This window comes from Acinetobacter silvestris (assembly GCF_002135235.1).
GTDB classification, from domain to species: domain Bacteria; phylum Pseudomonadota; class Gammaproteobacteria; order Pseudomonadales; family Moraxellaceae; genus Acinetobacter; species Acinetobacter silvestris.
In genome coordinates this window covers 233,959-258,881 of sequence record NZ_NEGB01000004.1, presented here as the reverse complement: position 1 = coordinate 258,881, position 24,923 = coordinate 233,959, and the positions used below count along the sequence as shown (strand labels likewise).

Here is a 24,923-nt window from a genome sequence, read left to right as displayed (position 1 = left end):
GTAAGTGAAATGTAGAACTGAACAGAGTTTAGCATTAAATCTGTTCTATCAGTGAGTATATTGTACCAATTTACAGGGTGAATATTAGAGTGAAGCTAATTCTGTAGATTGGTTATCTCGGTCATGACTTAAACTTTGTTTTAAGGTACTGAATTGTTTCAGAATACTAAACATAAGTGAAAGTTGTTGCAGAACAATCAATGATTTAGATGAATTTTGATCGGATTGATTTAAACGAACTCGAATGGTTTGCAACATATTATGCACGGTGAGATCAGGCATTTCATCTCTTAATAATGCACCTTGAATATCATCTGTGGCTTGATCAAGTAGGGCCAAAACTTCCTGATCGTGAATCTGTTCACGATGTGCACCTAATGCGGCAATATAGCTTAAAAAGGTATGATTTAAACATAAAAATTCAAATGCTAAGCTTTTTTGAGTTGGATCAAAATCGGGTTCAGTCGCCAAGGTGGAAATGAGTGAAGCCACATCAGCATCAGTATTGTGGGCTGCTCTACGGACGATCCGATAATTTAAACTATGATTACGTCCATGATGATATTGGCTCACAATATCTGCTAAATATTTGCATTGCGCTTCCAATGAGCGCTGAATCGTGCGCGGTAAGTGTCTGAATTTCCAGTCTGGGAAGATAAAACTTACCCCAAACCATGCCAGTGCACAGCCAATAATCGTATCCATCATGCGTGGTAGAGCCGCTTCAAAACCTAAACCATCGAGATTAAAGTTGATCAAAGCCATGATGGTGATAAAGGCAGTTGCTTGTGCATATTGCTTACTTCTTAATTCAAAAAAGAGTACGGCACTAATCACTAACATGACCAATTGCCCTTCAATCGACGGAATAAAATAAAGAATGGCATAACCTAAAATAATCCCCCCCAAAGTGCCGACGATTCGTAAACGTAGACGACGTTTGGTGGCGTTAAAATTGGGTTGGCTGACAAATAATGCGGTTAATAGAACCCAATAACCATATTCAATTTTGGTCACTTGAACAAAAACATAACCAATGAATAAAACGATTGATACGCGAATAGCATGTCTAAAAAGAACGGATTCTGGGGTTAGATTCTGCTTAATGCGCGCCACAATATCATCCCAACCTTTTAAGTCATCATCTTTAAGTTGGTTTTCAATATGTTTGGCTTTGTCTCGGTTGATATTACGTAGAGTTTCAACATTACGTAATTGAGCATCAATCGATTTTAAGTTTTGATGTAAAGCGAATAGGGCATTGACCCAAATTTGATCATAATTGGAATCATCTCGCAGTTTTTCTAAGGATTTTCTTAGATTACTAAAGGCATATTCAAAACGACCATTATGTAGATAAGTCGTGCGATGCAGAATACTTTCACCTAAATCCTTACATGCTTTACCTTGTAGCGCTAAAATGCGCTGAAAACGAAACAGGATGTCACTGTGCTCGTACATTTTGGCTAATTTTTGATAATCAATATGCGCTGAATCGGCTCGTTCATGTATGTCTTGCGCGACAAAGTAATATTGTAAGCTGCGACGAGTATCACTTTGTCCACGGTCACCTTTTAAGCGAGTGAGCAAGGCTGTACGCATTTCATTAAAAAGACCGACTAATTTTGCATTTTCCATCGATAAGCTAATCATACTTTGCTGATAGCTCGTTGAGGTCATATCGACATCAAATAAATTCGATTTGGAAAATAGAAAGTCCCCCAGTGCCGAATAGCATTGCGAGAGTTTATCTTGTACTTGGCGCACGGGAAAAAGTAAAAAACTAATGGTTGAAATGAGTCCATACCAAATTGCGCCTGTGACCAATAACATTGGTTGGGCATACCATTGTTCAAACAGATGTACGCCTAACATGGAATAGACAGAAACCACTAAACAGCCATAAGAAATGGTGGCATAGCGTCGACCTAAAGATCCTAATAAGATCAAACCAATACATGAGATAATTAAGCCAATCGCAAACAAGATCGGATAAGGGAACAGGAGCTGAACTGAAGCTGCAGTCACAAAAAATCCGATATAGGTGTAAATCAGATTCATGATTCGTACGGAAAAACGATCATCGATATCACTTAAACCTGCAGCAACCACACCTAATGTTAAAGGAATCGTCATCAGCTGATATCCTAAAAAATAAGGAACAAAAGCTGTGCCTGAAAACGCAATAATCATGCGTAAGTTATACATAAAGGTTGTGTTATAGGTTGCTTTACGAAGCCGAATCAGCCAAGCGTTCAAGGTTGAATCCTTATCAACTGGTGGGATGGAAAATATCAAATGTTCGTGTCGTTAATGTGAAATTTCACCTTTAGATTGCAGAAATAATACTATGGAGCATGTAAACTTGTCTGCATTCGTTATGTTGTAAATTAAATACTATGTCAGAAAAAAGAGTAGAGCAGCAGTATTCTACGGGTTGGATCATGTTGTTGGCACTGTTTACGTCACTTGGGCCACTGTCTATTGATATGTATTTACCCGCTTTGCCACAAATGGCACAAGACTTTGAGGTAAGTACCCCCATGGTTGCGAATACATTGCCTGCTTATTTTTTGGGGCTGGCTGTTGGACAGCTCATTTATGGACCGATTAGTGATCGAATTGGGCGGAAAAAGCCACTTTACTTTGGCATGGCTTTATTTGCTGTGGCCAGTTTATTGTGCTTACTCGCATCTGATGTTTGGTCGTTAATCGCCGCACGTATTTTACAAGCCTTGGGTGGCTGTGTTGGCGTGGTGATGGCTCGAGCTGCAATTCGTGATCGACTGGATATACATCATTCAGCACAAGCTTTTGCTAGTATGATGATTGTTATGGGGATTGCACCTATTCTAGCACCAACCATCGGCGCTTGGATTCTCTATTTTTTTGATTGGTATGCTGTATTTGTTACACTTTTTTTGATTGGTGTGATTTGTTTGTTATGTGTCCATTTTTTCTTTAAAGAAACACTGACCCCAGAAAGACGATTAAAACTGACTTTTAAACAGGTCTTTATTTTATATTCTGCAATTCTCAAAGATAAAAGTTTCAGATTACCGATGATGGCGGGTTGTTTTACTGGTGCAGCTTTATTCTGTTATATCAGTTCAGCATCTGCTATTTTAATGGATCAATATCATTTAAGCCAGCAACAATTTGCCTATGCCTTTGGTTTTAATGCCTCGGGCATTATTCTTTTATCTGCAATGAATAAACGCTTAGCACATAAGTTGACGATCATTCAGCGGTTGAAGCTTGGAGGCTGTATTCAAGTTTTTGGGGCATTAATTATTGTGCTTGCTGGTTTGTTGAATGAAGCTCCATTCGTTATGTTGATGTGTGGTTTATTTTGCACAGTATCTGGGATTGGTTTTACAGGGCCTAATGCAATGGCACTGGCCATGTCTCAACAGGGTGCGCGTGCAGGAACAGCTAGTGCTTTAATGGGGAGTGGGCAATTTGCGTGTGGCTTACTGGGTGGTGTGGTTTTGAATATTTTAGTGTGGAGCGCATTATTAAATATGGGAATTTTAATGTTGCTGTTTACATCAACAGGTTTATTCGTGATTGTTAAATTAGCACAGCAACTTAAAACGCAGAAAATCGCATAACAAATCTCTTTGATTTGCATGCTGCGGCATGATTAGTTCATCTCTATCTTTATTTTAAATGGTATGAGTTGGTGCTAAAACTCAAGCATGAATAATATTTTTATTGCTATAAAACATCTATGTTCATACGAAGATCGAATATGTTGATGCTTGGGTAACAGAGTGAGGCGTGGGTGTATTAAAGAGCCAAAACAATAATAGATGCGTCCATGATTTTATTTTTGTTCATTTGGACTTGGAGTATAACGACTTTGATTTTCTATTATCTGAGCATTCGATAATGCTCCGTAGCGAAATATTCAAATAGCTTTGCTACTTTTTGAGGCGTTTAAGGCGGCGATGTGAGAATCGCACTTTCCTAAGTAATTGCTTCGTCAGTTCAGTTAAATCGGATTAAATATATAAAAAATATGAATATGAATTTTTATTTGAGTGATTTGCACTATATACAATAGTCGTAGGTCAGCTTATCTCCGAAAGAGTTAATATATTTCAACCCATGGATATATAGGGTTTTTAGAAAAGTTAATCTAAAAGTATGATTGATTATTAAACCATTGTCGGTAAAACTGATTTCAATAAAGTTGAGAAGTTGCTAGATTACAGCTGTGTACTTGTACACATTATGTTACTTATTAAGTTTGAAGCTTTCATTGTCGGTTCTTACAAGCATAAAAAGTGTGTTTTTTGGAGTGATTAATTTGCTCATAAAACAAAGTGATTGATTCTTTAAAGTGTTTTAAGCCATGGGGAATCAAACATGCACGGATGCTATATTATAAAATTTTAGGAGTGTTAAATGAGTCTATTTCTAAGCCGGAAGTCTTTTATTCAACAAGGTTTAGCTGTCGCTGTAACTGCAGTGATGATGACTTCGGCGAATGCGGCAACAGATAAAGAAGAAATTCAAAAACTTCGCGAAGAAGTACAAACTTTAAAATTATTAATTCAACAACAGCAAAATGTTCAACAGAAACAACAAATATTAATTGAAGAAGTAAAGTTACAACCTGTACAAGTGAATGTCGCAGCGATTAAGCCATCTTTAGTGTCTAAGGCTGGAGCAAGTGTAAACCTGTATGGTTTTGTCCGTGCAGATGCTGAGTATCAGTTTAAAGGTGGCGATGGTATTTTTAACCGTATTAATGCTGTCGATAATAAAGAGTCGAATGAAGACCGTTTTTACAGTACAGCAGCAACTACGCGCATAGGTTTAGATTTTACTGCACCAGTCACTGATGCTAATGTTGGTGGTAAAATTGAGCTTGATTTCCGTGGTACAGGCGATACAGTACGAATTCGTCATGCTTACTTAAATTATAACAATTGGTTAGTTGGTCAAACCACTTCTTCATTCTTATCGACAGAAACTCAACCAGAAATGCTTGATTTTAATGCACCATTAGGTATTGGTACTTTCCGTACGCCAATGGTTCGTTATAGCGATAAAATTAATGCAAGCACTCAATATTTAGTTGGATTAGAAAAAGGCCGTGCTGACAATCGCTTACCTGTAGCAACAGGTAAAATCAGTCATAAATTTGCGGATAGTTCTGGTTTAGTGACAGCCCGTGCTTTAATTCAAGAAGTACGTGCGCGTGAAGCAGATGATGATACCAAATTTGGTTGGGGCGTTGGTCTAGGTACAAATTATAAATTGTCTGAACAATTGGTATTAAATGCCGATTACTCTCATGTTAAAGGCGATAGTACTTATCTTCTTTATACAGATAATGCATATACCACGAATGCTGCTAAGGATAACATTGAGTTAAATGAATTTAATGCGGTTACTGTCGGTGCAACTTATAAAATTACGCCTAAGTTACGCAGTACTTTAGGTTATGGTGCAATTTTCTATGATGATGCGCCTAAAACTCAAAATGATACCTTACAACAAGGTTGGTTAAACGTGATGTATAACCCAACTAAACCAGTCACTTTTGGTGCTGAATATGTTTATGGTGAGCGTGAGTTAGGTAATGGTGATATCGGTGGTCGTGATAGCCGTTTAGGTGTAATGGCAAAATATGATTTCTAATTAAAGATTAGAAAAAATATTTAAAAACTGAGGCATAGTCCTCAGTTTTTTATGGGTTATTGGATTTAAAAATTAAATAAAAATATAAAAATATATAAATAAAGCGTACTTATGTCCTATTTTGTAAAAAAATGGAGATATTTTTTATAAAATCTGCATAATATCTCCTCTTTTTAGTTTAGCCATTGTTTCCTTCGGTGGTTTGTCGGAGTAGAACACAAATTATTCGGACATACTTTACAATGGTATGTCAGTAAAGGTTACCTAAATTAGGAGCTTATGGTGAGATCATCCCTCATGATTAAGTAATCCTTCTGGTTAAAAGATGAAATGATCCTTTTATCTGAGACGGAAGATGCAAATATCTCTCATTTTGAAATTTTCTTTTCGAGAATATTCAAATGGATCATTTATAAGCACTTGTCCTCAATAAATTCATTTCAATACTCTTAGCAGAGTATTTTTAATTTTTTCATTCCTTTTTGTTGTACAGTTTTCATTTGATTTTAGCTAAGCCTTATTATTGAAATTTTTTATTTGTATCGACAAATAAGACTGTAGAACAAAAACGTATTACACCAAATATTTGATGGATATAAATGATGGAATTTACTTTTAATGCATTCTATACGCTTATAGCTGCGGTTATTGTTTTACTGCTTGGTCGTTTTTTAGTGAATCATATTGATTTTCTAAGACGATACAATATTCCTGAACCTGTAGCAGGTGGTTTGGTTGCTGCAATTTTATCTTTAATTGTTCATAACTTCTGGGGATATAGTATTTCCACAAGTAGTGCATTACAAACCAGTTTTATGTTGATATTTTTTGCTTCAATTGGTTTAAGTGCGAACTTTGCTAAGCTTAAAGAAGGCGGTGTAGGCCTTGTTATATTCTTAGTCTGTGTTGCTTCATTTATTGTGGTACAGAACTTTGTCGGTATTAGTCTGGCAACATTATTGGGTATTGACCCTTTAATTGGCTTAATCGCAGGTTCAATCACCTTGACTGGTGGTCATGGTACCGCAGGTGCTTGGGGGGAAATCTTAGAGAAGCAACACGGTATTCACGGTGCTTTAGCACTGGGTATGGCAAGTGCAACGTTTGGTTTGATTATCGGTGGCATCATTGGTGGGCCATTAGCGAAACTTTTGATTAATCGTTATCAACTGGCACAATCTCATACGCTTGCTCAAGCGGAATCACGTGATTCGCAGTTACATGCTGAAAATGATTCAGCTGAATTTGTTCCTTTTGAATATCCGCATCAAGTTCGTTTAATTACCGCAGATAATGCCATTACCACTTTGGGTATGTTTGCTGCGTGTTTAGCATTTGCAGAATTTATGACGGGTTTCAGTAAGGGAACTTGGTTTGAATTACCGACCTTTGTCTGGACATTAGCTGGTGGGGTTATTCTACGTAATGTATTGGAAAGTGTATTTAAAGTCAGTATTTTTGATCGTGCCATTGATGTATTTGGTAATGCTTCATTATCGCTCTATTTAGCTATGGCACTATTGTCATTACAATTGTGGCAATTGACGGACTTAGCAGGTCCACTTGTGGTGATTTTGGGCGCTCAAACCTTAACGATGGCATTGTATGCAGCATTTGTAACATTCCGAGTGATGGGTAAAAACTATGATGCTGCAGTATTAGCAGCAGGTCATTGTGGTTTTGGTATGGGAGCAACACCGACTGCTGTTGCCAACATGCAAGCGATTACCAATATGTATGGTCCTTCACATAAAGCGTTTTTAATTGTTCCTTTATGTGGTGCATTTTTTGTTGATTTAATTAATGCGACAGTGATTCAGTTTATTCTTAAACTTTTTTAATTAAAACAGTGTTGTTTAAGTTGTAAAAAAAGCCTCAATATTGAATTGGGGCTTTTTTATATTGGGAATACAGTTTTTAAATGAAAATGATCATTAAATTGAGTCAGCATAGCTAGATTATTTTAGGACTTTTAAGCCAATGTTTTATGTGTATTGTAATGTGAGTAAATCATATAAATGAGTAGAATATCAAAGGAATAATAAGAGCTTATAGTGTAAGAAGGTTAGTGTGTTAAAAAGTCGGATTAAAACCGAAACTTCAATATTGTAAATTGTATGCAATCAGAATCATGTATCGGGTAGAAGGTAAAGTAAAGCCGAACGACAATTACCCTCAATAGATAATTAAAAGCCATGCCAGTTTGGTCGCTATGAGGTCTAAGTCAAAGTTGAGACTAAAAATGGCATTAAAAAATTGCCAAAGTGTAATGCTTTTTATTGTGATGAAATTTGAGAAAATATACTCGAAAAATGGCAGTTTAAATAAATACAACAGCAATCTAGAAAAATATATGTTTAGATGCAGCTGAGTTTTTTGGCTGAATTAGTGAGATCGATGCAATTTTTAAAAACATTAATTTTGTTGGGTAGTTTTACCTTGGTTGCTTGTCAGCATAACGTTACACAGACAAAAATGACTCATTTAGCAATGGTGCATGAGGCTGAATCAAAATTAGATCAAAGTTTTTATCAATTTCAACAATCCGCTAAAAAACCTGTTATTGCCTTGGTACTCGGGAGTGGTGGTGCCAGAGGTTATGCTCATATTGGGGTAATTGAAGTCCTCGAAAAATATGGTATTCAACCTGATTTTATTGTGGGAACTAGCGCGGGCAGTATTGTCGGTTCAATCTATGCCAGTGGGAAGTCAGCAGCAGAGTTACATAGCATTGCGATGCAAATGAAAGTTGGTGATGTTCGAGAAATTAATATCGGATTTAAGGGGTTCTTCGATGGTAAAAAGGTCGAAGATTATGTCAATGAGCAAGTGGGGCAGACTTCATTGGAAAAAATGAAAATTCCAATGTATGTGGTGGCAACTGAATTAAAACATGGAAAAAAAGTCATTTTTAATTATGGCAATACTGGACAAGCGGTTCGGGCTTCAGTCTCAATTCCAAGTATGTTTGTTCCAACGAAAATTGCAGGGCAAGAGTACGTCGATGGTGGGCTAGTGAGTCCTGTTCCAGTGAATGTTGCACGAGATTTGGGGGCAGATATTATTATTGCAGTCGATATATTGGCTCAACCGGTTTATACCGAAACCAGTAATGTTTGGGGCTTGTTTAACCAAAACATTAATATTATGCAAAATAGGCTGGCGGCTGAAGAATTGAAAAATGCGGATATTGTCATTCAGCCTGATTTACGTGAGAAAGCGCATATTTTTGATGTTAAAGGCCGTCAAGAGACTATTCAGGCGGGTGTGGATGCAACCTTGCAACGCCTGCAAGATATTAATACGGTCTTAAATAAGAAGAAACAATCAGATCCAATCAGTGAAAGTCCACTCAATGCTTATAACTAGACTTGAGATGTTTTAGTGGTTTAAAAGAGTAGTTTTTAGCTGCTTAGTTCTATTCATTGATTGAAAAAATGATGATTATTCTGCATTTAACTGGATGCGTTGTATCAAAAAGATGAAATGATATAAAATGTGTTTAGAGAATACTATTTTAACTTATGTTCTAGATAGAAAATCCATGGAAATAAGTAGGTTATATTCAAATGATTATATATTTTAAAAATGATAGTGGCATGAATCATCATTTGCATTAATGGGGAATTGCCGAATTAAGCATGTTTTTTATCTGAAAAGATATATAATAATAGCGTTATATCTCCTGTCTTAACCCGAGTCTAAAAACAATGTCTCCATTAGATCAAGTGATCCCAGCCACAGACGACCAGTCTGAATTAAGCATGTCAGTTTTAATGACACCAGACATGGCGAACTTTTCAGGTAATGTACATGGGGGAACTATTCTAAAGCTACTGGATCAAGTTGCATATGCATGTGCAAGTCGTTATTCAGGTAGTTATGTGGTGACACTTTCTGTGGATAAGGTGAATTTTAAAGAGCCGATTCATGTGGGTGAATTGGTGACGTTCCTTGCAAGTGTTAATCATGTGGGGCGTACATCAATGGAAATTGGTATTCGTGTTGAAGCTCAAAATATTCAAAAACGGACAGTTCGTCATACCAACAGTTGTTATTTTACGATGGTTGCGGTCGATGACACTGGAAAACCAAAACAAATTCCAGCATTAAATTTGGATAATGATTGGAAACGTTGTCGTTTTGAAGCTGCTGAACAGCGTAAAGTAGCGCGTTTACAGGATCATCATAATCCATCATGCAGTATTTATAAAAAATCTGCTCAAGGTTAAGTATTGGCTTGAATCAAAAGGTTGCTTTTCAAGTAGCCTTTTTAGTTTTATCTTCGTGAAAATCATTTGCTGAATTGCATTTTACTTTGAGTATAAAAAGAAAATTTTAAATTTAGCTGCTGATTGCACAATCATCATGTCGTTAAAATCTTGAGTTGCCATTTATAATATCCCATTCCTGTTGATGAGTAGATCTTGTGAAGTTAGTCCATTCTAAAGCTGTGAAAACCCATATTATTTCAGGGTTTTTAGGCGCAGGAAAAACCACCTTATTACAGAAATTACTGGCACAAAAACCAGAAGGTGAAACGTGGGCAGTATTAATGAACGAGTTTGGGCAAATTGGGATTGACCAACAACTGTTACCTCAAGGGAACGGTTTTGAGGTTAAAGAATTATTGGGTGGGTGCTTATGTTGTACCAGTCAATTACCCATGCAAATTGCATTATCTCGCTTAATTCAAGAATCAAAACCAGACCGTTTATTTATAGAGCCGACAGGTCTTGGGCATCCAGCACAATTGTTAGAGCAATTGACAGAACCGCATTGGCGCAATCAAATTGACATGCGGGCATTAGTGACGGTAGTGGATGGTTCCAGGTTACATGATACTGAATGGAGTAGTCAAAATCTCTATCAAGATCAGCTTAAAGCGGCACAGATTGTAGTAGTTTCACATGTCAATGAGATGAATAATGCGGATGAAAATGCATTCATTCAATTACAAGATGAGTATCTGGTGTATGTTTCAACTTGGTTGAAAGCGGAGCAGGGTAATATTCTATTAGCATGCATTGATGTTCCTTTTGTCGGTGTTGAACGAAAGCTTCAGCCGCTTATTCAAATCCAAAAAAAACTTTCTACACCAGAAGTACTACCTGAAATTAAGCAACTTCCTTATCATTATGTAGAGACTGCTCAAGGTTATAGTGTAGTTGGATGGAAATTTTCGAAGCGTTGGCAATTTAATTTTTACGATTTGTTGGATTTATTGTGTGAACAGCAAAATTGGTTGCGTATTAAAGGCATATTCAATACCGATCAGGGGTGGATGACCTTTAACTTTAATCCAGAACAATTAAACTATAAATCTGGTGCGGAAAATATTGATAATCGGATTGAAATTATTACTCAAACTCAGCAAGACTGGGAAAATTTTGAAGAGCAACTTTTAAAGTGTCGTATAGATCCGTCCTAAAATACAGCTTAAATCTAGAAATGATTTAAGAAATCAGGCATGAAATCTTATAGACTGAGCGCCATATTTGAGGATATTTTTTATGGCGTTAAAAGCAACAATTTATAAGGCAGATTTGAATATTGCCAATATGGATACTCATCAATATGCGGATTATCAATTGACGATGGCATTGCATCCATCTGAAACGATTGAGCGTTTAATGGTGCGTGTATTGGCCTATGCCCGTTTTGCCGATGAGCGTTTGGAATTTACCAAAGATTTATTTGAAACCGATGAACCCGCTTTATGGGAAAAAGATTTAACGGGTCAATTGGTGAAATGGATTGAAGTCGGTTTACCTGATGAAGATAAAGTCAAAAAAGCCAGTGCACGTTGTAAAGAAGTTGCGGTCATCGTTTATGGTTCAGCAGTTGCTGAATGGTATAAACGGAGTGCGAAACTTAAAACTTTAAAAAATGTACAAGTTTGGCAATTGTCTGAAAAAACCACTGAAGCAATTCAACAATTATGCGAACGAACCATGCAACTGCAATTAAATGTCATGGATGGTGAATGGAGCTTAATTGGTGATCATGCTCAAGCAGAAGTTGAGTGGATACAGTTACAATAATGCTTAAATTATCAATGAAGATGTAAGCCAAAAGGCTTGCATCTTTATGCTTGAATTTCGTATACCTAATAGCATAATAATCAAAATGCTGACTGGTTATGCATCCAGATATTTATCATTTACTGATTGCACTTGCAATCGGTGCCATGATTGGAACTGAGCGCGAATATCGAAGTAAATCTGCGGGTTTACGAACTATGATCATGGTCAGTTTGAGTTCATGTCTGTTTACCATTTTATCTATTAAAATCGGCGTGGAAAATCCAGATCGGTTAGCTGCAAATATCCTCACGGGGCTGGGCTTTTTGGGTGCTGGCGTTATTTTTAAAGATGACAATCGGATTTCAGGTATCACCACAGCCACCACAATTTGGATGGTTGCAGCACTAGGCATGGCTGTTGGAGCAGGCTATGAGTTTCTGAGTTTGTTTGCGACTTTGATTGTCCTGATTGTTTTAATTTTTTTGGTCTATGCTCAAGACAAAATTGATGAATTTCATCAAGCACGTAATTATTTGATTTTATGTGAATATCAACAAGAAACCTTAGATAAATATGAAGAGCTATTTAAACAGCACGATATGAAAATTTTGCGTGGTGTACAAAATAAAACTGAAAAACACATCACTGGGCGTTGGATTTTAATCGGATCAGCGCAGAATCATAAGAAACTTACTCAATATTTACTGGGTGATGATGAAATTAAGGAATTGAGTTTTTAAATTAATGACTATTTAAATGTGATTTTAGGATCAGGAGCGGCAATATGCGTGATGCTTATGAACGTGTGATTCAATTTAATCAAGACCGAGATGCACGATTTTTGCCTTTGAAATATAAACTCATGTCGAGTAGTGCCTTTCGATTTTTTCGAGGATCTTGTCATCTTTTTTACGAAGATTTAGTTCAAAACCAAACTTGGGAAGACCAAACCTTGGCATGGGTTTGTGGTGACTTGCATGTCGAAAATTTTGGTTCTTATAAAAGTACACAAGATGTGGTGTATTTTGATTTAAATGATTTTGATGAAGCGGTATTGGCATATCCTAGTTGGGATATCGTGCGTTTTATCTGTAGTATTTTTCTTGCAGGTAATGAGCTTAACTTACAAGATTATGATCTTAAAAATACGGCTCAAACTTTATTAAATGAATACTTAGATGCCTTAATGCAAGGGAAGGCATTTGCCTTAGAAAAAGAGACCCTAGATGGCATTTTAAAAAAATATATTAAAACAGTGAGTGAACGTGATCCTATAGCGTTTCTAAATGCCCATTCACAAATAGATGAACACAATAAAAGGGTGCTTATTGTTGATCAGAAAAAATATTTTTCAATTGATTCAAAAAAAACTAAACAACAGTTAATTACTCAATTTCAAGACTATTTAAATATTCAGAATGAACAAGGCAATCAGGAGCTGCAAGTCTTAGATGTTACGCAACGGGTTGCGGGAACGGGGAGTATTGGTTTAGCACGTTATGTCTTTTTAGTCGAGAAAATCTCACAAAAACAATTTTATTTGTATGATATAAAACAGGCTCAAGCGGCCTCTTTACCACTCAGTCCAGTTTTAAAAAGCCAACAACCTGCATGGAAAAATGAAGCTGAGCGGATTCAGACCATCCAAAATTATATGGAGTATATTCCTCCAGCCTTATTCTCTCGTTTTAGTTTTCAGGGGCAATGGTATTTGGTTAAAGCCTTACAATCTGAACAAGATAAAATGGATTTTAAACAGTGTATTGAAAAACCGAAAAAGTTTACCGATGCCTGCCACTATATGGCACGTTTAATGGCATATGCACAAATTCGTTCGGCGGGTCGCAAAGGTTCTGTCAATATTGATGAGTTAATTGATTTTGCTGAACATGCGCAAGTTTGGAAAACCCAACTATTAGAATATGCGTATAATTACTATCAACAGGTGTTACGCGATTATGAACATTTCTGTAAAGCCTATGCTTCACAGCAATAGATTGATCCGCAAGCTAAAATGTCATTCAACGCTTAGGTATTCATATGTCAAATGAATTAGAAATTATTGATTTAAAAGTTGGTGAAGGTAAAGAAGCCGTTAAAGGTGCTTTAATTACCACACATTACACGGGTTGGTTAGAAGATGGCACTAAATTTGACTCTTCAGTTGACCGTGGTAATTACTTTGAAACGGTGATTGGTACAGGTCGCGTTATTAAAGGCTGGGATCAAGGGATTATGGGCATGAAAGTAGGGGGAAAACGTAAACTGATTGTTCCTTCACATTTAGCTTATGGTGAACGTAAAATGGGTAAGATCATTCCTGCAAATTCTAACCTGATTTTTGAAATTGAACTATTCGATGTAAAAACGCGCGATTAGTCCTTTTCTAATAAAAAAGCTCTCACTTTGAGGGCTTTTTATTTGTAATTTAATTAGCTCCATTCCCAATAACTGTATTAAAAATAATATCTGCGGTGATATAACGATTTTATAAAATGAAACTAGTCAGTAAATATAATATTTAGATACACATTATAATTGTGTGAATAATGTGGAGAAATCATTGTGTTGGTGTAAGTTATTTAAAATTAATAAAATAATAAGCAATTTTAAGATTGTTTTCAGTTTAAGTATCTATAAACTAGCAATGAAAAGAGATTGGTTCTTGAAGTCATTAAAATGGTTTTCTTACACAAAATATTGATGTTTTGTAATGAACTTTGAATCTGAACAAACAAAGATAATGAGCAAAAATTTATGTTAAGTCATTTTTTTAAACCGGCTTTTATTGCATGTCTTTCAATGTTAACTGCATCTATCAGTATGCTTGCTAAAGCAGAAACAGAGAAAGCGGATACGTCGACGTTAACTATTATTGGTTATCATGAAATTACAGACAAAAAAGATGCTTTAATTCCGCAATATGCGATTACCCCTGCTCTGTTTGAACAGCAAATTAATTCATTACGAAAAAATGGATTTAATTTTGTTAGTGTCGATCAGCTATTAAAAGCCAATCAAGGTAAATATAAATTACCGAATAAGCCAGTATTAATTACTGTTGATGATGGTTATCAATCTTTTTACAAATATGCATACCCTGTGGTCAAAGCCAATAAGGTTCCTGTCGTCTTAGCAGTAGTGGGATCGTGGTTGGAACCTAAAGCCAAGCAAAAAGTCAGCTTTGGCGACGAAATGATTAAGCGTGATGAAATCTTATCATGGTCAGAATTAAAAGAAATGCAGGACAGTGGTTGGGTGGAAATTGGCAGTCATAGCTATAATTTACATCGCGGGATTTTAGGCAATCCGCAAGGGAATTCTCAACCTGCAGCGACCACCCGTTTATATGATCCGGCAACTAAAAGCTATGAAAATGATCAAGCGTATGCCGCCCGCATTTATGCAGATTTAAAGAAAAACAATCAAGTTTTAAAGGCACATGGCATTCGTAGTCCACGTGTGATGGTTTGGCCGTATGGTCGTTATAATTTAGAGACGGTGGCTATTGCGAAAAAATTAGGCATGCCGATCACGGTAACGCTAGATGATGGTGCCGATTTCGTCACGAAACCGCTAGATCATTTAAACCGAATTTTGATTGAAAACACCACTTCGCTGAATGATTTATTGGCGGATATTAAAACCCGTGAAATGGGTTTAAATGATAATAATCGTCCACAAAAAATCATGCATATTGATCTCGATTATATTTATGATAAAGACCCAATCCAGCAAGAAAAAAATCTGGGTTTACTCCTAGATCGTATTCTTGCAATGAAAGTGAATACGGTTTATCTACAAGCATTCTCTGATCCAGATGCAGATGGTTCAGCAGATATGGTGTATTTCCCGAACCGTTATATACCGATGCGTTCAGATTTATTTAATCGTGTAGCTTGGCAAATTCAATCGCGTACACAAGTCACACGCTTATATGCTTGGATGCCTTTGTTGGCATGGGATTTACCTAAAACCAATCCAGTTTCTGATGATGTTGTGGTCACCCAGCAAGCAAAAAATAGCAATGGCCACTTAAATATGGGCTATCATCGCCTAAGTCCTTATTCACCTGAAGCACGCGACGTCATTCAAGGCATTTATGCCGATTTAGGTAAATCAGCGACATTTAATGGTATTCTATTCCATGATGATACTACTTTATCTGATTATGAGGATGCGAGTCCCGAAGCTTTAGCTGCCTATAAAAAAGCAGGCCTATCGACTGATTTAGACGCAGTGCGTAAAGATGATGCAGAGATGCAAAAATGGACAGCATTCAAAACTAAAACCATTGATGATTTTGCGCTACAACTTGCAAATCAATTACGTTTTTACCAACCTTATTTAGTGACTGCACGTAACTTATATGCTCAAGTGGCACTTAATCCATATTCTGAAAATTGGTATTCACAGTCTTTAGAGCAATCGTTAAAACGCTATGATTTTACAGCGATTATGGCAATGCCTTATATGGAGCAAGCACCAGATAAAACTAAATTTTATGCGGATATTGTAAATCGTGTGAAAAAATATCCTCATGGTTTAAAGAAAACAGTATTTGAATTACAAGCATTGAACTGGAGAACCAATCAACCGGTTCCTTCTGCTGAGATGGCTGATACTGTAAAATCATTGTATCAACAAGGTGCGATGCATGTGGCGTATTATCCAGATGACCCGTTCCAAAATCATCCCGATCCAGTGATGATGCGTAAAGCTTTTGATTTACAACCTAATCGTCTAGTGCCATAGAAGTATTAAACATGAAGACTTTCCACAGCGTTTGGCATATTGCATTGAGCTTTGTATTTTTCTATCCCTTGTTTATGTCTTATCTCTGGATGATTGGTGCCCTTATTTTCTATAGAAAGGAACGTAAGGAACCACCTTATCAACAACCTGCCGCTTTGGAAAGTTATCCAATGGTTGCAGTATTGGTGCCCTGTTTTAATGAAAGTGATAATGCAGAAGAAACGATTACTTATGCATTGTCACTGGATTATCCGAACTTTGAAGTGATCGCAATTAATGATGGGAGTTCTGACAATACCGCAGAAGTCTTGGATCAATTGGCTGAAAAGTATGACAAGCTGCGCGTGGTTCATTTGGCGCAAAATCAAGGTAAAGCGATGGCCTTGCAAGCTGGTAGCTTGTTAACTGAAGCAGAATATTTGCTCGGTATTGATGGCGATGCTTTATTAGATCCACATGCAGCTACCTGGATGGTGCGTCACTTTTTAGAAGATGAAACAGTCGCCGCTGTGACAGGTAACCCACGGATTCGGACACGTTCGACTTTATTGGGGCGTATTCAAGTTGGTGAGTTTTCATCGATTGTTGGTATGATAAAACGTGCACAACGCAGCTTTGGGCGCTTATTTACGGTCTCTGGGGTAATTACGGCATTTCGTAAAAGTGCTGTACATGAAGTGGGTTATTGGTCGCCAGATATGCTGACTGAAGACATTGACATCACTTGGAAATTACAACGTGCTGGTTGGGATATTCGTTTTGAACCGAATGCATTGGTTTGGATCTTAATGCCTGAAACCTTGAGCGGGTTGTGGAAGCAGCGTCTACGCTGGGCAATGGGTGGGGCACAGGTACTCATTAAGAATATTGATGTGTTATTTAAACCAAGATTGAATTACTTATGGCCTTTAATGATTGAGCTGATTTTAACTTTAGTTTGGTCTTATTTAATGCTGATCATGGCCATTATTTGGTTGTTACATTTCATCTTGCCTTTAGAGGCGGTCAGTCAAGGTATTAGCTCACCATTTTTGCCTTATGGTAGTGGAATATTATTGGGTGCCACTTGTTTATTTCAGTTTGGTTTAAGCAAATGGATGGATAGTAGGTACGAACCGAATTTATTTAAAAATTATTATTGGATGATTTGGTATCCATTTGTTTTTTGGTTAATCACGATCAGTGCAAGTATAATCGCATTTCCAAAAGTACTGTTACGTGGTGGTGGCAAACGAGCCCGTTGGGTAAGTCCGGACCGCGGCGTTCGCTCACAGGATTGATATTTTTGAGTGATAAAAAAATGAAACCAAGTAACTTGATTATTGATATAAGACGTCAACTGCCATGGCATAAGCGTTATATGTCAAATACTTCAACAGCAATGTTATGGGCAGTGTGGATATTACTATGGCGTCCACTGATGTTGATTGTTGGTGTGATTGGGATACAAAAACCACATTTATTAGATAATTTGTTCTACGCCCTCGGTTTAGGTGTACAACATGGATTGACGACCTTGTTAGCTTGTGCTGTTGCATTGTTGCTCTGGAGTCGGTTTGTCCCATCGAAAACTTTTAAAAAGACAGAGACTAAATCTTTGAATGATTATGTTGAGTATTTTGATTTACCAGAACAAGAAATTATTCAGGGACGTCGTCAAAAGGTGAGTACCGTTTATCATGATGAAAATGGTAAAATAACAGTCATCGAATAATATACTTCCTATAAAAAGTCCCACTGTTGTGGGACTTTTTATTGAGTGTGATTGGTCTAAAAGGGATAGGTAAGTAAAATGGTGTGGATTTTTATGGAAACAGCGTTATGCAAAAAATAAACTCTGCGGAAAGTATTCGCGGTTTAGCGTGTTTGGCTGTGGTTTTTTCACATTTAAGTCTCAGTTTTTTTCCATATTTACATTTTTTTGATCCACATGACCAAGCAAATAATGCATTGATCCATGCGATTCATCATTCACCCTTTGCATTTTGGTATTCAGGGACAGCGGCTGTCTTTGTTTTTTTTGTGTTGAGCGGCTATGTACTGTCTTATGCCATCATGAAAAATCCTGAAAAAATAAAGGATAAAATTAAGAATATGATGGTCAAGCGCTATCCACGCTTGATGATACCCGCCCTGATCTCTTGTTTATGTATTTGGCTGGTATTTCAGTTTGTGCATATAGATAGTCAGCATGCGAATGGTTGGCTTCAGGCTTATGTCACACAAAATTTTACTTTAGAAAAAGCCATTTATGAGGGAACGATTGGTTCTTTTTTCTTTTCTGAAAGTGAAGTTAATTGGGTACTTTGGACCATGACACTTGAGCTTTTGGGTTCATTTGTTTTGTTTTTCTTGATTTATTTATATCAATACAAAAAAAGTTTATTTTTTATCGGATCAATTGTCATTCTTTGCCTTATTTATTATTGGAAAGGTGAGGATTTTAGTTTAGCAATTTCCAGTTTTGTCGTTGGTATCTATTTTTATTTATATGGTCGCCGTCTTTCAATTTATTCAGCATCATTGATGTTGATTTTTGGGTTATATTTAGCCGGTGCGCATAATACCAGTTACTCATATGCTTGGATCTATTCAATTTTAGGCGAAAAAACGTATGAGTATTGCAATTTTCTTGCAGGTATCTTGATTGTCTATAGTATTTTGATGAGTCCAAAACTTTCGACACTATTAGATCATAAATTCTTTGTATGGCTAGGAAAAGTCTCATTTTCGGTGTATTTATTACATTTATTGATGATTTATTTAGTTTGTCTCCCATTGTTGAATGTATTTTTAAATTGGGGATATGCTTATGTGCCATCTGTTATTTTCGCTTCAGGACTATGTATAGTGGTTACTTTGGCTGTTGCAGAGCTATATAGTCGTTATGTTGATCAGTTGGCTATCAATGTCAGTAATCGTTTGGCCAAAATTGTATTAGAGAAAAAGTAAAATAAATGTCATATTTTAGAGAGTTAAACCTTTAGGTTTGTGATGCTGCATGACTTGAAAAATGACTCAAGAACTAAATGGTGATTGTATCGCTGAGAAAAAGTATGACTAAAAGCTGTATAGATCTTTTATTTATGCGATAAAAAAGTCTGAGCGATACAATATATTTAAACAACAATAATGCGCTATAAATTGCAGCGATTAATATCGATGTGAAAAGAATGGAACGCAAATTAAAAAAATATTTTTGCAGCATTATAGTCGAGATTCGGTTAGATCAATTTCGATGATGCTTGGGCTTCTCTATTCGAATGAGGGAATGACATGATGATTAAATTGATGCTTCTCATTTTACTAATGATCACTATTTTTTTATTTTGGCGATTGCTCTTTCAGCCACGAATAAATAGACGATTTAATCCACATTCTACTGCGTTCACCAAACCACTAGATGCTTCTGAGCACGTAAAATTCAGCAAGCCTGAACCGATTGTTGAAAGGGTTAATGAAGAGCAACAAGAACGTTTTGATGTAGTTGCCCAGTTGTTTTTTGAGCAAAAAATTCAGCGAAAAAATATTGAAAATGCAGAGCAGATTCAAGCTAATTTTTTAAATCAAATGCCCGCACCCACGCAAAGCCAAATTGGTGAATTTGATTTTGGCGAATGGTGTATATATTGGACTTATAAAGATCAATCTTTAGAATATTATGTTGGGCGTTATGGCGTGTTTTATACCCATGTAGATCGCTACGGAGTGGAGCATAAGTTTGAGTCTAAGAATACTTAAATATTATTTCATGTGTATAACGGTGTTTAATTTAAATAAGCTTAAACTTTTTCAGTACGCATCATCTATCCACATGAAACGTTGCTTCTCTATTTTAATGTCCAATTCAAATCGACCTTTAAATAAGCTGATCAAATTTTTGTGCAATTTTATCCCAAATTTTTGTCGCATCCTTTCTAAAATATCCCATATGCCCAATGTGTTGCATTCCCACATCTTCAGGTGAAATATTAATGAATTGTTTGGCAGAGCTACTGTAATGCTGCATAAAGCTATAGCGTGAATTGGGTAAAGCCCAATCATCATCTAAGGATGAAACACCAATAATGGGTGTTTTGACTTGAGAAAATTTAAATAGCAGTTCACTACGAAGCTGTGTATCTGCAAAAAAATAAGTGGGATGTTTACACCATTTGCGCCATTCGGAATAAACGCCTTTGGGTAAATCAGCACCCATATTAAATTTGCTCCACGGTAAATAGCCTGTCAGTGCAACCAGAGGTGGAAAGACTATATTCCAAATGATTTTGACTTTAATTTTTTCTTTGGTTGGCATATAACCAGACCAACCTGTACCGGTACCAAAGCTAATCATCATCTTCACGTGTTCGTGATTGGATGTGAGTCCCAATGATTGTCCACCGTAGGAGTGACCAATCATGAACAGTGGGATATCATTTTGTTTAAGATATTGAATTGCACCTGAAACATCGTATTTTCCCCAATCCAAATAGGATATTTCAAAACCTTTTAATTTTTGGGGAGCAGAAGCAGCAACGCCACGATAATCAAAAGTAAGAACTTGATAGCCAAATTGCGTCAAATATTCTGCAAAACGACGATAAAATGCTTGTGGTACACCTGTGGCACAAGCCACTAAAACATTGGCTTTGGGGAGTACGTTAGGTGCATACAAAATGCCTGATAATGCATAACCATCGGTTGCTGGGAACTTAATCAGTTTTTTTTTTCAAAATGCATTTGTGGGTTTAATTGGATATGGGAATGGGGCATGAGGTGATGAGTCATCCAAAATTTTTAGGTGCTATTCATTCGGAATAGTTTGAATTTGTGCTTTTATTTTCCTTTAAAATGAGCCGTACGTCTTTCTAACATGGCTTGGACTCCCTCAGCGGCATCTTCGGAATGGAGTAAAGGATTTAATAGATTTTGTAAGTGACTAAAGGCAACTTCAGGACTGTGTAAAAAAGCTTGATGCGCCGATTTTAAGGTGGCTTGTACTGCAAGTGGCGCAGCACTGGCAATACGTTCAGCCAGTTCGAGCGCACGATCCAAGAGTTGATGTGCTTCGACAACTTCAGTGACTAGATTCATTTCATAAGCATTTTGAGCATGGAACATATCGCCAGTAAGGATATATCTCATGGCTTTGACCCACCCAGCCGCTTGTACAAAGCGTACTGTTGCACCACCAAAAGGTAAAATACCGCGTTGTACTTCAATTTGAGTAAACTGGGTATTTGTACTCGCGATCACAATATCTGAGTTGAGCATTAATTCGATCCCTGCAGTATAGCAATAGCCTTGTACGGCTGTTACCAACGGCTTGGTACGTTGGCGACCGACAGTGCCCCAAGGGTTGACCATCGCATTTGAAAATTGGAATACGCCATCTGCCAGTTTAGGTTGTAATTCAAGCAGGTCTAACCCAGCGGTAAAGTGCTCACCGTGGGCAAGTAGGATGGCACAACGCAGTTCAGGGTTATCTTCATATTCGGTCAGAGCCAAGGAGAGATCATGAATCATATGACTATCAAAAGCATTTCTTTTTTCTGCCCGATTTAAGCCAATTAAAAAAATATGTCCACGAATTTCACGGCTGACTTTTCCTTGGTGTGGATTCTTTTGAACTATATTTTCAGGTGTCATCATTATTCTAATTCCTTTATTGTTCTGAATGTTTTATCTGTTTTACTTGAATCGTGTCAACTGAAAGTTGTGCAATATCTATTGAGGTTTAGAAAAGCAATAGATCAATGTAAAGTTGAGCTTTCAGTCATTTATTTGATGAGTTTTTTGGAAATACTTGAATAGAAGATACTTAATGGTATTCAATTAAATTCAGATAGAGTTGGTACAACGATAATATTGATCTAGGAACCGAACTTATTTTACATACATTGGATATTTTTAACTTTAGTGCTGAGGACTCTTCTATAATCTAGAGATAACAATCTGAAATTTCAGCTTTAAACATAAAAACCGATTTGAATACAGGTCGGCATACATTATTTTTAATATCATGGAGTGTCTATATGAAGCTTGCTCATTTCCGTGCATTTGAGAGTTTATCTCAGCATTTCTCATCAACAGGACTCCTCATCAAAGACCCATCACATCAACAATCATCCTTCTTGATTTTTATCGATGCGGTATTACGCGGTGTTGGGCAGGTGATGCTGCAAAATAATAGTTATACCGGTTTACTCTTTTTGGCAGGCATTTTTTATAATTCAATCGTGCTGGGTTGTGCGGCACTCTTGGGTTCGATTGTGAGTACAGGAACTGCACAGTTATTGGGTGTTGAACGTACCAGTATTCAGGCGGGTTTATTTGGTTTTAATGGGGTATTGGTTGCTATTGCATTATTGTATTTCCTAGAACCCACTGGATTGACTTGGGGCTATGTTGTTCTGGCAACGGCAAGTAGTACGGTTATTATGGCTGCCATGTTAAGCGTCTTGAAAACTTGGAATTTACCGACACTGACAGCCCCTTTTGTTTTGACGACTTTATTGTTTATATTGGCCTGTGCACGTTTTGGTCAATTACATTCAACCGGTGTGCTGCCCACTGCTGGTTTGCCTAAAGCGGCAGCCAGTATTGAAGGTGTTGTGACATTATCTACGCTCATAGAAGGACTGTTTACAGGGATTGCGCAGGTATTTTTCCAAGGTAATCTGATTACAGGACTATTTTTTATTATTGGTTTGTTGATCAGTTCACGAGTTGTATGTATAGCGGCATTGCTTGGATCATTGCTTGGTGCATTAGTTGCTTGGGGAATGGGAGCTGCGGAACCCGCGATTCGAGCAGGTGCTTTTGGTTTTAACAGTGTATTAACTGCAATTGTATTTGGTGGAGGAATTTTTATCATGAATAAATCTACCGCCGTATATGGAATATTGGCAGTTATAGTGACTGCTGTGGTATTTGCAGCTTTATCTGCAACTTTAGAACCCCTAGGCATGCCTGCATTAACATCTGCTTTTATTTTAGTGGTTTGGTTATTTGTGTTAGCCGCACCTTATTTTTCGAATATTCATCTAGTGCAACCTTCAGATCAATAAAGTACTGATTCATAGGTTTGAGATAAAATTAACACTTAGAAAGATTAAGCGATACGCAGATCGGTAAGCTTCATAACAATGAGTCAAAAACTAGCAAGAACTGCTGTTTTTGACTCAATTTGATTGAGCAATGTTGAGCTGCATCGCCCTGACCCATCTTTCAACTGAAATGAATAATGAAGCGGTTTAATGTGTAATTTTACTTGCATTCATTAAGCTTTTTTTCATAATAGCCTCATCCCAAAATCTTAAAAGTTATATTTATGTCTTCGTTAGAAATTGTTGCGGTTTTGATTAGTGTTATTGGCGTTACACTAACGATTAGACGGAACATGTGGTGTTGGTGGTTTAACTTTTTAGCATTTGTTTTATATGCGTATTTATTTTTTACTTTTAAACTTTATGGTGAAACAATTTTACAGTTTTTCTTTATTGTCGTGAATTTTTATGGTTTTTATCATTGGCTTAAAGGAAAACAGCAAGATCATGAAATTCGTATCGAACCGATTGCCATTAAAACTGTTATTTTTCAAATGATTTTAGCTGCGCTAGGCGGCTTGTTATTTGGTTTATCGTTGCATTATTTTACCGATGCTGCTTTACCGATGCTCGATTCACAATTGGCCGCTTTTAGTTTATTAGCAACGTATTGGACTAGTCGCAAACACATTGCTACATGGATTCTGTGGGTGTTTGTGGATATTGTTTATGTGGGCATGTTTATCTATAAAGATTTATATCCAACAGCAGGCTTATATGCAGCCTTTGTTGGATTGGCTGCATATGGCTGGTGGCAGTGGGAACAAGTTAAAAAGAAACAACTGACTGCACAGTTTAAAGGCATTTGAGCAAATTAAATAAGGACATCGTGATGCTGATTGATTTTATTGAATATCAACAACAACAGTTTGATGAGATGGCATCACGAATACTTGCTGAACCCGAAAAATACCTGCAGTTTGATTCAGTTTCTGATTTTTATAAAGCGCAATGGTTAGATGACTTTCCCCAAGGAACCGTATGGATTGCGACTGGTTTAGATGATGGTGCAGAGCAATTTGATGCAATTATTCGCTACAAAAATCATTATCTAGAGATTTATCATGCGCAAAATACAACACTAAAATTTGGCATACAGGACTCGGAAAATATCATGTAGGATAATGATTCACTCTTATTCTACCAACGTACAAAGTAAGGCAATATCGATAGTACAGAACCGATGATCAGCAGTACTGCTGTTTGATCAATGAAATATGGAAAGATGATGAGGATTAACCCACAGACGAAGGGCATTGTTTTTTTTTGCTTTTTTCCATATAGGAAATAGCCTAAGCCTATCGAGCTAAATAACACACCGAGTAACAGAGTAGAGGTGTTCATATCATTTATTTTTTATGAAAGAATCATGATTTTATAGCGAATTAAAATTAAA

Annotated in this window: 22 protein-coding genes; 18 read left to right on the top strand and 4 right to left on the bottom strand. The window is 36.8% G+C overall.

Going from position 1 to position 24,923, the window contains the following annotated elements; translation table 11 throughout:
* Nucleotides 1-84 precede the first annotated feature (84 nt).
* Complete coding sequence (gene yccS, locus B9T28_RS08945; protein WP_086203635.1) at nt 85-2,259, bottom strand: YccS family putative transporter; 2,175 nt, start codon at nt 2,257-2,259, stop codon at nt 85-87.
* A 140-nt stretch (nt 2,260-2,399) separates the two neighbouring features.
* Here yccS and B9T28_RS08940 point away from each other — a divergent pair, with 140 nt between their 5' ends.
* From B9T28_RS08940 to B9T28_RS08870, 15 genes are all read left to right on the top strand, one after another.
* Nucleotides 2,400-3,614 carry a multidrug effflux MFS transporter gene (locus tag B9T28_RS08940; RefSeq protein ID WP_086203634.1) on the top strand — a complete coding sequence of 405 codons (1,215 nt, stop codon included), beginning with the start codon at nt 2,400-2,402 and terminating at the stop codon, nt 3,612-3,614.
* A 799-nt stretch (nt 3,615-4,413) separates the two neighbouring features.
* Nucleotides 4,414-5,655, top strand: coding sequence for a DcaP family trimeric outer membrane transporter (locus B9T28_RS08935; protein ID WP_086203633.1), 1,242 nt, complete (start codon nt 4,414-4,416; stop codon nt 5,653-5,655).
* 602 nt (nt 5,656-6,257) lie between these two features.
* On the top strand, nt 6,258-7,496 hold the full coding sequence (gltS, locus tag B9T28_RS08930) for a sodium/glutamate symporter (protein WP_086203632.1): 1,239 nt from the start codon (nt 6,258-6,260) through the stop codon (nt 7,494-7,496).
* Nucleotides 7,497-8,052: 556 nt separating this feature from the next.
* Nucleotides 8,053-9,024 (top strand): patatin-like phospholipase family protein, encoded by a 972-nt coding sequence (locus tag B9T28_RS08925; protein WP_086203693.1) that lies wholly within the window; start codon nt 8,053-8,055, stop codon nt 9,022-9,024.
* Nucleotides 9,025-9,365: 341 nt separating this feature from the next.
* The gene (locus B9T28_RS08920) at nt 9,366-9,887 is read left to right on the top strand and encodes an acyl-CoA thioesterase (protein ID WP_086203631.1); all 522 of its coding nucleotides are present in this window, start codon (nt 9,366-9,368) and stop codon (nt 9,885-9,887) included.
* Nucleotides 9,888-10,084: 197 nt separating this feature from the next.
* Nucleotides 10,085-11,086, top strand: a complete 1,002-nt coding sequence (locus tag B9T28_RS08915) for a CobW family GTP-binding protein (protein ID WP_086203630.1) — start codon at nt 10,085-10,087, stop codon at nt 11,084-11,086.
* 82 nt (nt 11,087-11,168) lie between these two features.
* Nucleotides 11,169-11,699, top strand: coding sequence for a YaeQ family protein (locus B9T28_RS08910; protein WP_086203629.1), 531 nt, complete (start codon nt 11,169-11,171; stop codon nt 11,697-11,699).
* 98 nt (nt 11,700-11,797) lie between these two features.
* Nucleotides 11,798-12,421, top strand: a complete 624-nt coding sequence (locus B9T28_RS08905) for an MgtC/SapB family protein (protein WP_086203628.1) — start codon at nt 11,798-11,800, stop codon at nt 12,419-12,421.
* A 44-nt stretch (nt 12,422-12,465) separates the two neighbouring features.
* Entirely contained in the window at nt 12,466-13,677 is a 1,212-nt protein-coding gene (locus B9T28_RS08900) for a DUF2252 family protein (RefSeq protein ID WP_086203627.1), read from the top strand.
* Between the two features lie 44 nt (nt 13,678-13,721).
* Nucleotides 13,722-14,060, top strand: coding sequence for an FKBP-type peptidyl-prolyl cis-trans isomerase (locus B9T28_RS08895; RefSeq protein WP_086203626.1), 339 nt, complete (start codon nt 13,722-13,724; stop codon nt 14,058-14,060).
* A gap of 378 nt (nt 14,061-14,438) precedes the next feature.
* Nucleotides 14,439-16,436 (top strand): poly-beta-1,6-N-acetyl-D-glucosamine N-deacetylase PgaB, encoded by a 1,998-nt coding sequence (pgaB, locus tag B9T28_RS08890; RefSeq protein ID WP_086203625.1) that lies wholly within the window; start codon nt 14,439-14,441, stop codon nt 16,434-16,436.
* A gap of 11 nt (nt 16,437-16,447) precedes the next feature.
* Entirely contained in the window at nt 16,448-17,716 is a 1,269-nt protein-coding gene (pgaC, locus tag B9T28_RS08885; protein WP_086203624.1) for a poly-beta-1,6-N-acetyl-D-glucosamine synthase, read from the top strand.
* Nucleotides 17,717-17,736: 20 nt separating this feature from the next.
* On the top strand, nt 17,737-18,150 hold the full coding sequence (gene pgaD, locus B9T28_RS08880; RefSeq protein WP_086203623.1) for a poly-beta-1,6-N-acetyl-D-glucosamine biosynthesis protein PgaD: 414 nt from the start codon (nt 17,737-17,739) through the stop codon (nt 18,148-18,150).
* 107 nt (nt 18,151-18,257) lie between these two features.
* Nucleotides 18,258-19,388 (top strand): acyltransferase family protein, encoded by a 1,131-nt coding sequence (locus B9T28_RS08875; RefSeq protein WP_086203622.1) that lies wholly within the window; start codon nt 18,258-18,260, stop codon nt 19,386-19,388.
* 324 nt (nt 19,389-19,712) lie between these two features.
* Nucleotides 19,713-20,177: a hypothetical protein gene (locus B9T28_RS08870; RefSeq protein WP_252053573.1), complete on the top strand. Its 465-nt coding sequence runs from the start codon at nt 19,713-19,715 to the stop codon at nt 20,175-20,177.
* Between the two features lie 118 nt (nt 20,178-20,295).
* On the opposite strand, the gene B9T28_RS08865 is transcribed toward B9T28_RS08870, so the two are convergent.
* Nucleotides 20,296-21,138: an alpha/beta hydrolase family protein gene (locus B9T28_RS08865; protein WP_086203621.1), complete on the bottom strand. Its 843-nt coding sequence runs from the start codon at nt 21,136-21,138 to the stop codon at nt 20,296-20,298.
* A gap of 116 nt (nt 21,139-21,254) precedes the next feature.
* Nucleotides 21,255-22,067: a crotonase/enoyl-CoA hydratase family protein gene (locus B9T28_RS08860; RefSeq protein WP_086203691.1), complete on the bottom strand. Its 813-nt coding sequence runs from the start codon at nt 22,065-22,067 to the stop codon at nt 21,255-21,257.
* 386 nt (nt 22,068-22,453) lie between these two features.
* Here B9T28_RS08860 and B9T28_RS08855 point away from each other — a divergent pair, with 386 nt between their 5' ends.
* From B9T28_RS08855 to B9T28_RS08845, 3 genes are all read left to right on the top strand, one after another.
* Complete coding sequence (locus B9T28_RS08855; RefSeq protein WP_086203620.1) at nt 22,454-23,488, top strand: urea transporter; 1,035 nt, start codon at nt 22,454-22,456, stop codon at nt 23,486-23,488.
* A gap of 263 nt (nt 23,489-23,751) precedes the next feature.
* Nucleotides 23,752-24,336, top strand: a complete 585-nt coding sequence (gene pnuC, locus B9T28_RS08850) for a nicotinamide riboside transporter PnuC (RefSeq protein ID WP_086203619.1) — start codon at nt 23,752-23,754, stop codon at nt 24,334-24,336.
* A 23-nt stretch (nt 24,337-24,359) separates the two neighbouring features.
* Complete coding sequence (locus B9T28_RS08845) at nt 24,360-24,647, top strand: hypothetical protein (protein ID WP_086203618.1); 288 nt, start codon at nt 24,360-24,362, stop codon at nt 24,645-24,647.
* Between the two features lie 20 nt (nt 24,648-24,667).
* Here B9T28_RS08845 and B9T28_RS15025 read toward each other — a convergent pair whose 3' ends face one another.
* Nucleotides 24,668-24,871 carry an amino acid transport protein gene (locus B9T28_RS15025; RefSeq protein ID WP_086203617.1) on the bottom strand — a complete coding sequence of 68 codons (204 nt, stop codon included), beginning with the start codon at nt 24,869-24,871 and terminating at the stop codon, nt 24,668-24,670.
* Nucleotides 24,872-24,923 lie beyond the last annotated feature (52 nt).

What these genes read in the sequence shown, in the direction of transcription:
- B9T28_RS08940 (WP_086203634.1), top strand. Translation starts at nt 2,400, where the DNA reads ATGTCAGAAAAAAGAGTAGAGCAGCAGTATTCTACGGGTTGGATCATG.
- B9T28_RS08935 (WP_086203633.1), top strand. Translation starts at nt 4,414, where the DNA reads ATGAGTCTATTTCTAAGCCGGAAGTCTTTTATTCAACAAGGTTTAGCT.
- gltS (WP_086203632.1), top strand. Translation starts at nt 6,258, where the DNA reads ATGGAATTTACTTTTAATGCATTCTATACGCTTATAGCTGCGGTTATT.
- B9T28_RS08925 (WP_086203693.1), top strand. Translation starts at nt 8,053, where the DNA reads ATGCAATTTTTAAAAACATTAATTTTGTTGGGTAGTTTTACCTTGGTT.
- B9T28_RS08920 (WP_086203631.1), top strand. Translation starts at nt 9,366, where the DNA reads ATGTCTCCATTAGATCAAGTGATCCCAGCCACAGACGACCAGTCTGAA.
- B9T28_RS08910 (WP_086203629.1), top strand. Translation starts at nt 11,169, where the DNA reads ATGGCGTTAAAAGCAACAATTTATAAGGCAGATTTGAATATTGCCAAT.
- B9T28_RS08905 (WP_086203628.1), top strand. Translation starts at nt 11,798, where the DNA reads ATGCATCCAGATATTTATCATTTACTGATTGCACTTGCAATCGGTGCC.
- B9T28_RS08900 (WP_086203627.1), top strand. Translation starts at nt 12,466, where the DNA reads ATGCGTGATGCTTATGAACGTGTGATTCAATTTAATCAAGACCGAGAT.
- B9T28_RS08895 (WP_086203626.1), top strand. Translation starts at nt 13,722, where the DNA reads ATGTCAAATGAATTAGAAATTATTGATTTAAAAGTTGGTGAAGGTAAA.
- pgaB (WP_086203625.1), top strand. Translation starts at nt 14,439, where the DNA reads ATGTTAAGTCATTTTTTTAAACCGGCTTTTATTGCATGTCTTTCAATG.
- pgaC (WP_086203624.1), top strand. Translation starts at nt 16,448, where the DNA reads ATGAAGACTTTCCACAGCGTTTGGCATATTGCATTGAGCTTTGTATTT.
- pgaD (WP_086203623.1), top strand. Translation starts at nt 17,737, where the DNA reads ATGAAACCAAGTAACTTGATTATTGATATAAGACGTCAACTGCCATGG.
- B9T28_RS08875 (WP_086203622.1), top strand. Translation starts at nt 18,258, where the DNA reads ATGCAAAAAATAAACTCTGCGGAAAGTATTCGCGGTTTAGCGTGTTTG.
- B9T28_RS08870 (WP_252053573.1), top strand. Translation starts at nt 19,713, where the DNA reads ATGATGATTAAATTGATGCTTCTCATTTTACTAATGATCACTATTTTT.
- B9T28_RS08860 (WP_086203691.1), bottom strand. Translation starts at nt 22,067, where the DNA reads ATGACACCTGAAAATATAGTTCAAAAGAATCCACACCAAGGAAAAGTC.
- B9T28_RS08855 (WP_086203620.1), top strand. Translation starts at nt 22,454, where the DNA reads ATGAAGCTTGCTCATTTCCGTGCATTTGAGAGTTTATCTCAGCATTTC.
- pnuC (WP_086203619.1), top strand. Translation starts at nt 23,752, where the DNA reads ATGTCTTCGTTAGAAATTGTTGCGGTTTTGATTAGTGTTATTGGCGTT.
- B9T28_RS08845 (WP_086203618.1), top strand. Translation starts at nt 24,360, where the DNA reads ATGCTGATTGATTTTATTGAATATCAACAACAACAGTTTGATGAGATG.
- B9T28_RS15025 (WP_086203617.1), bottom strand. Translation starts at nt 24,871, where the DNA reads ATGAACACCTCTACTCTGTTACTCGGTGTGTTATTTAGCTCGATAGGC.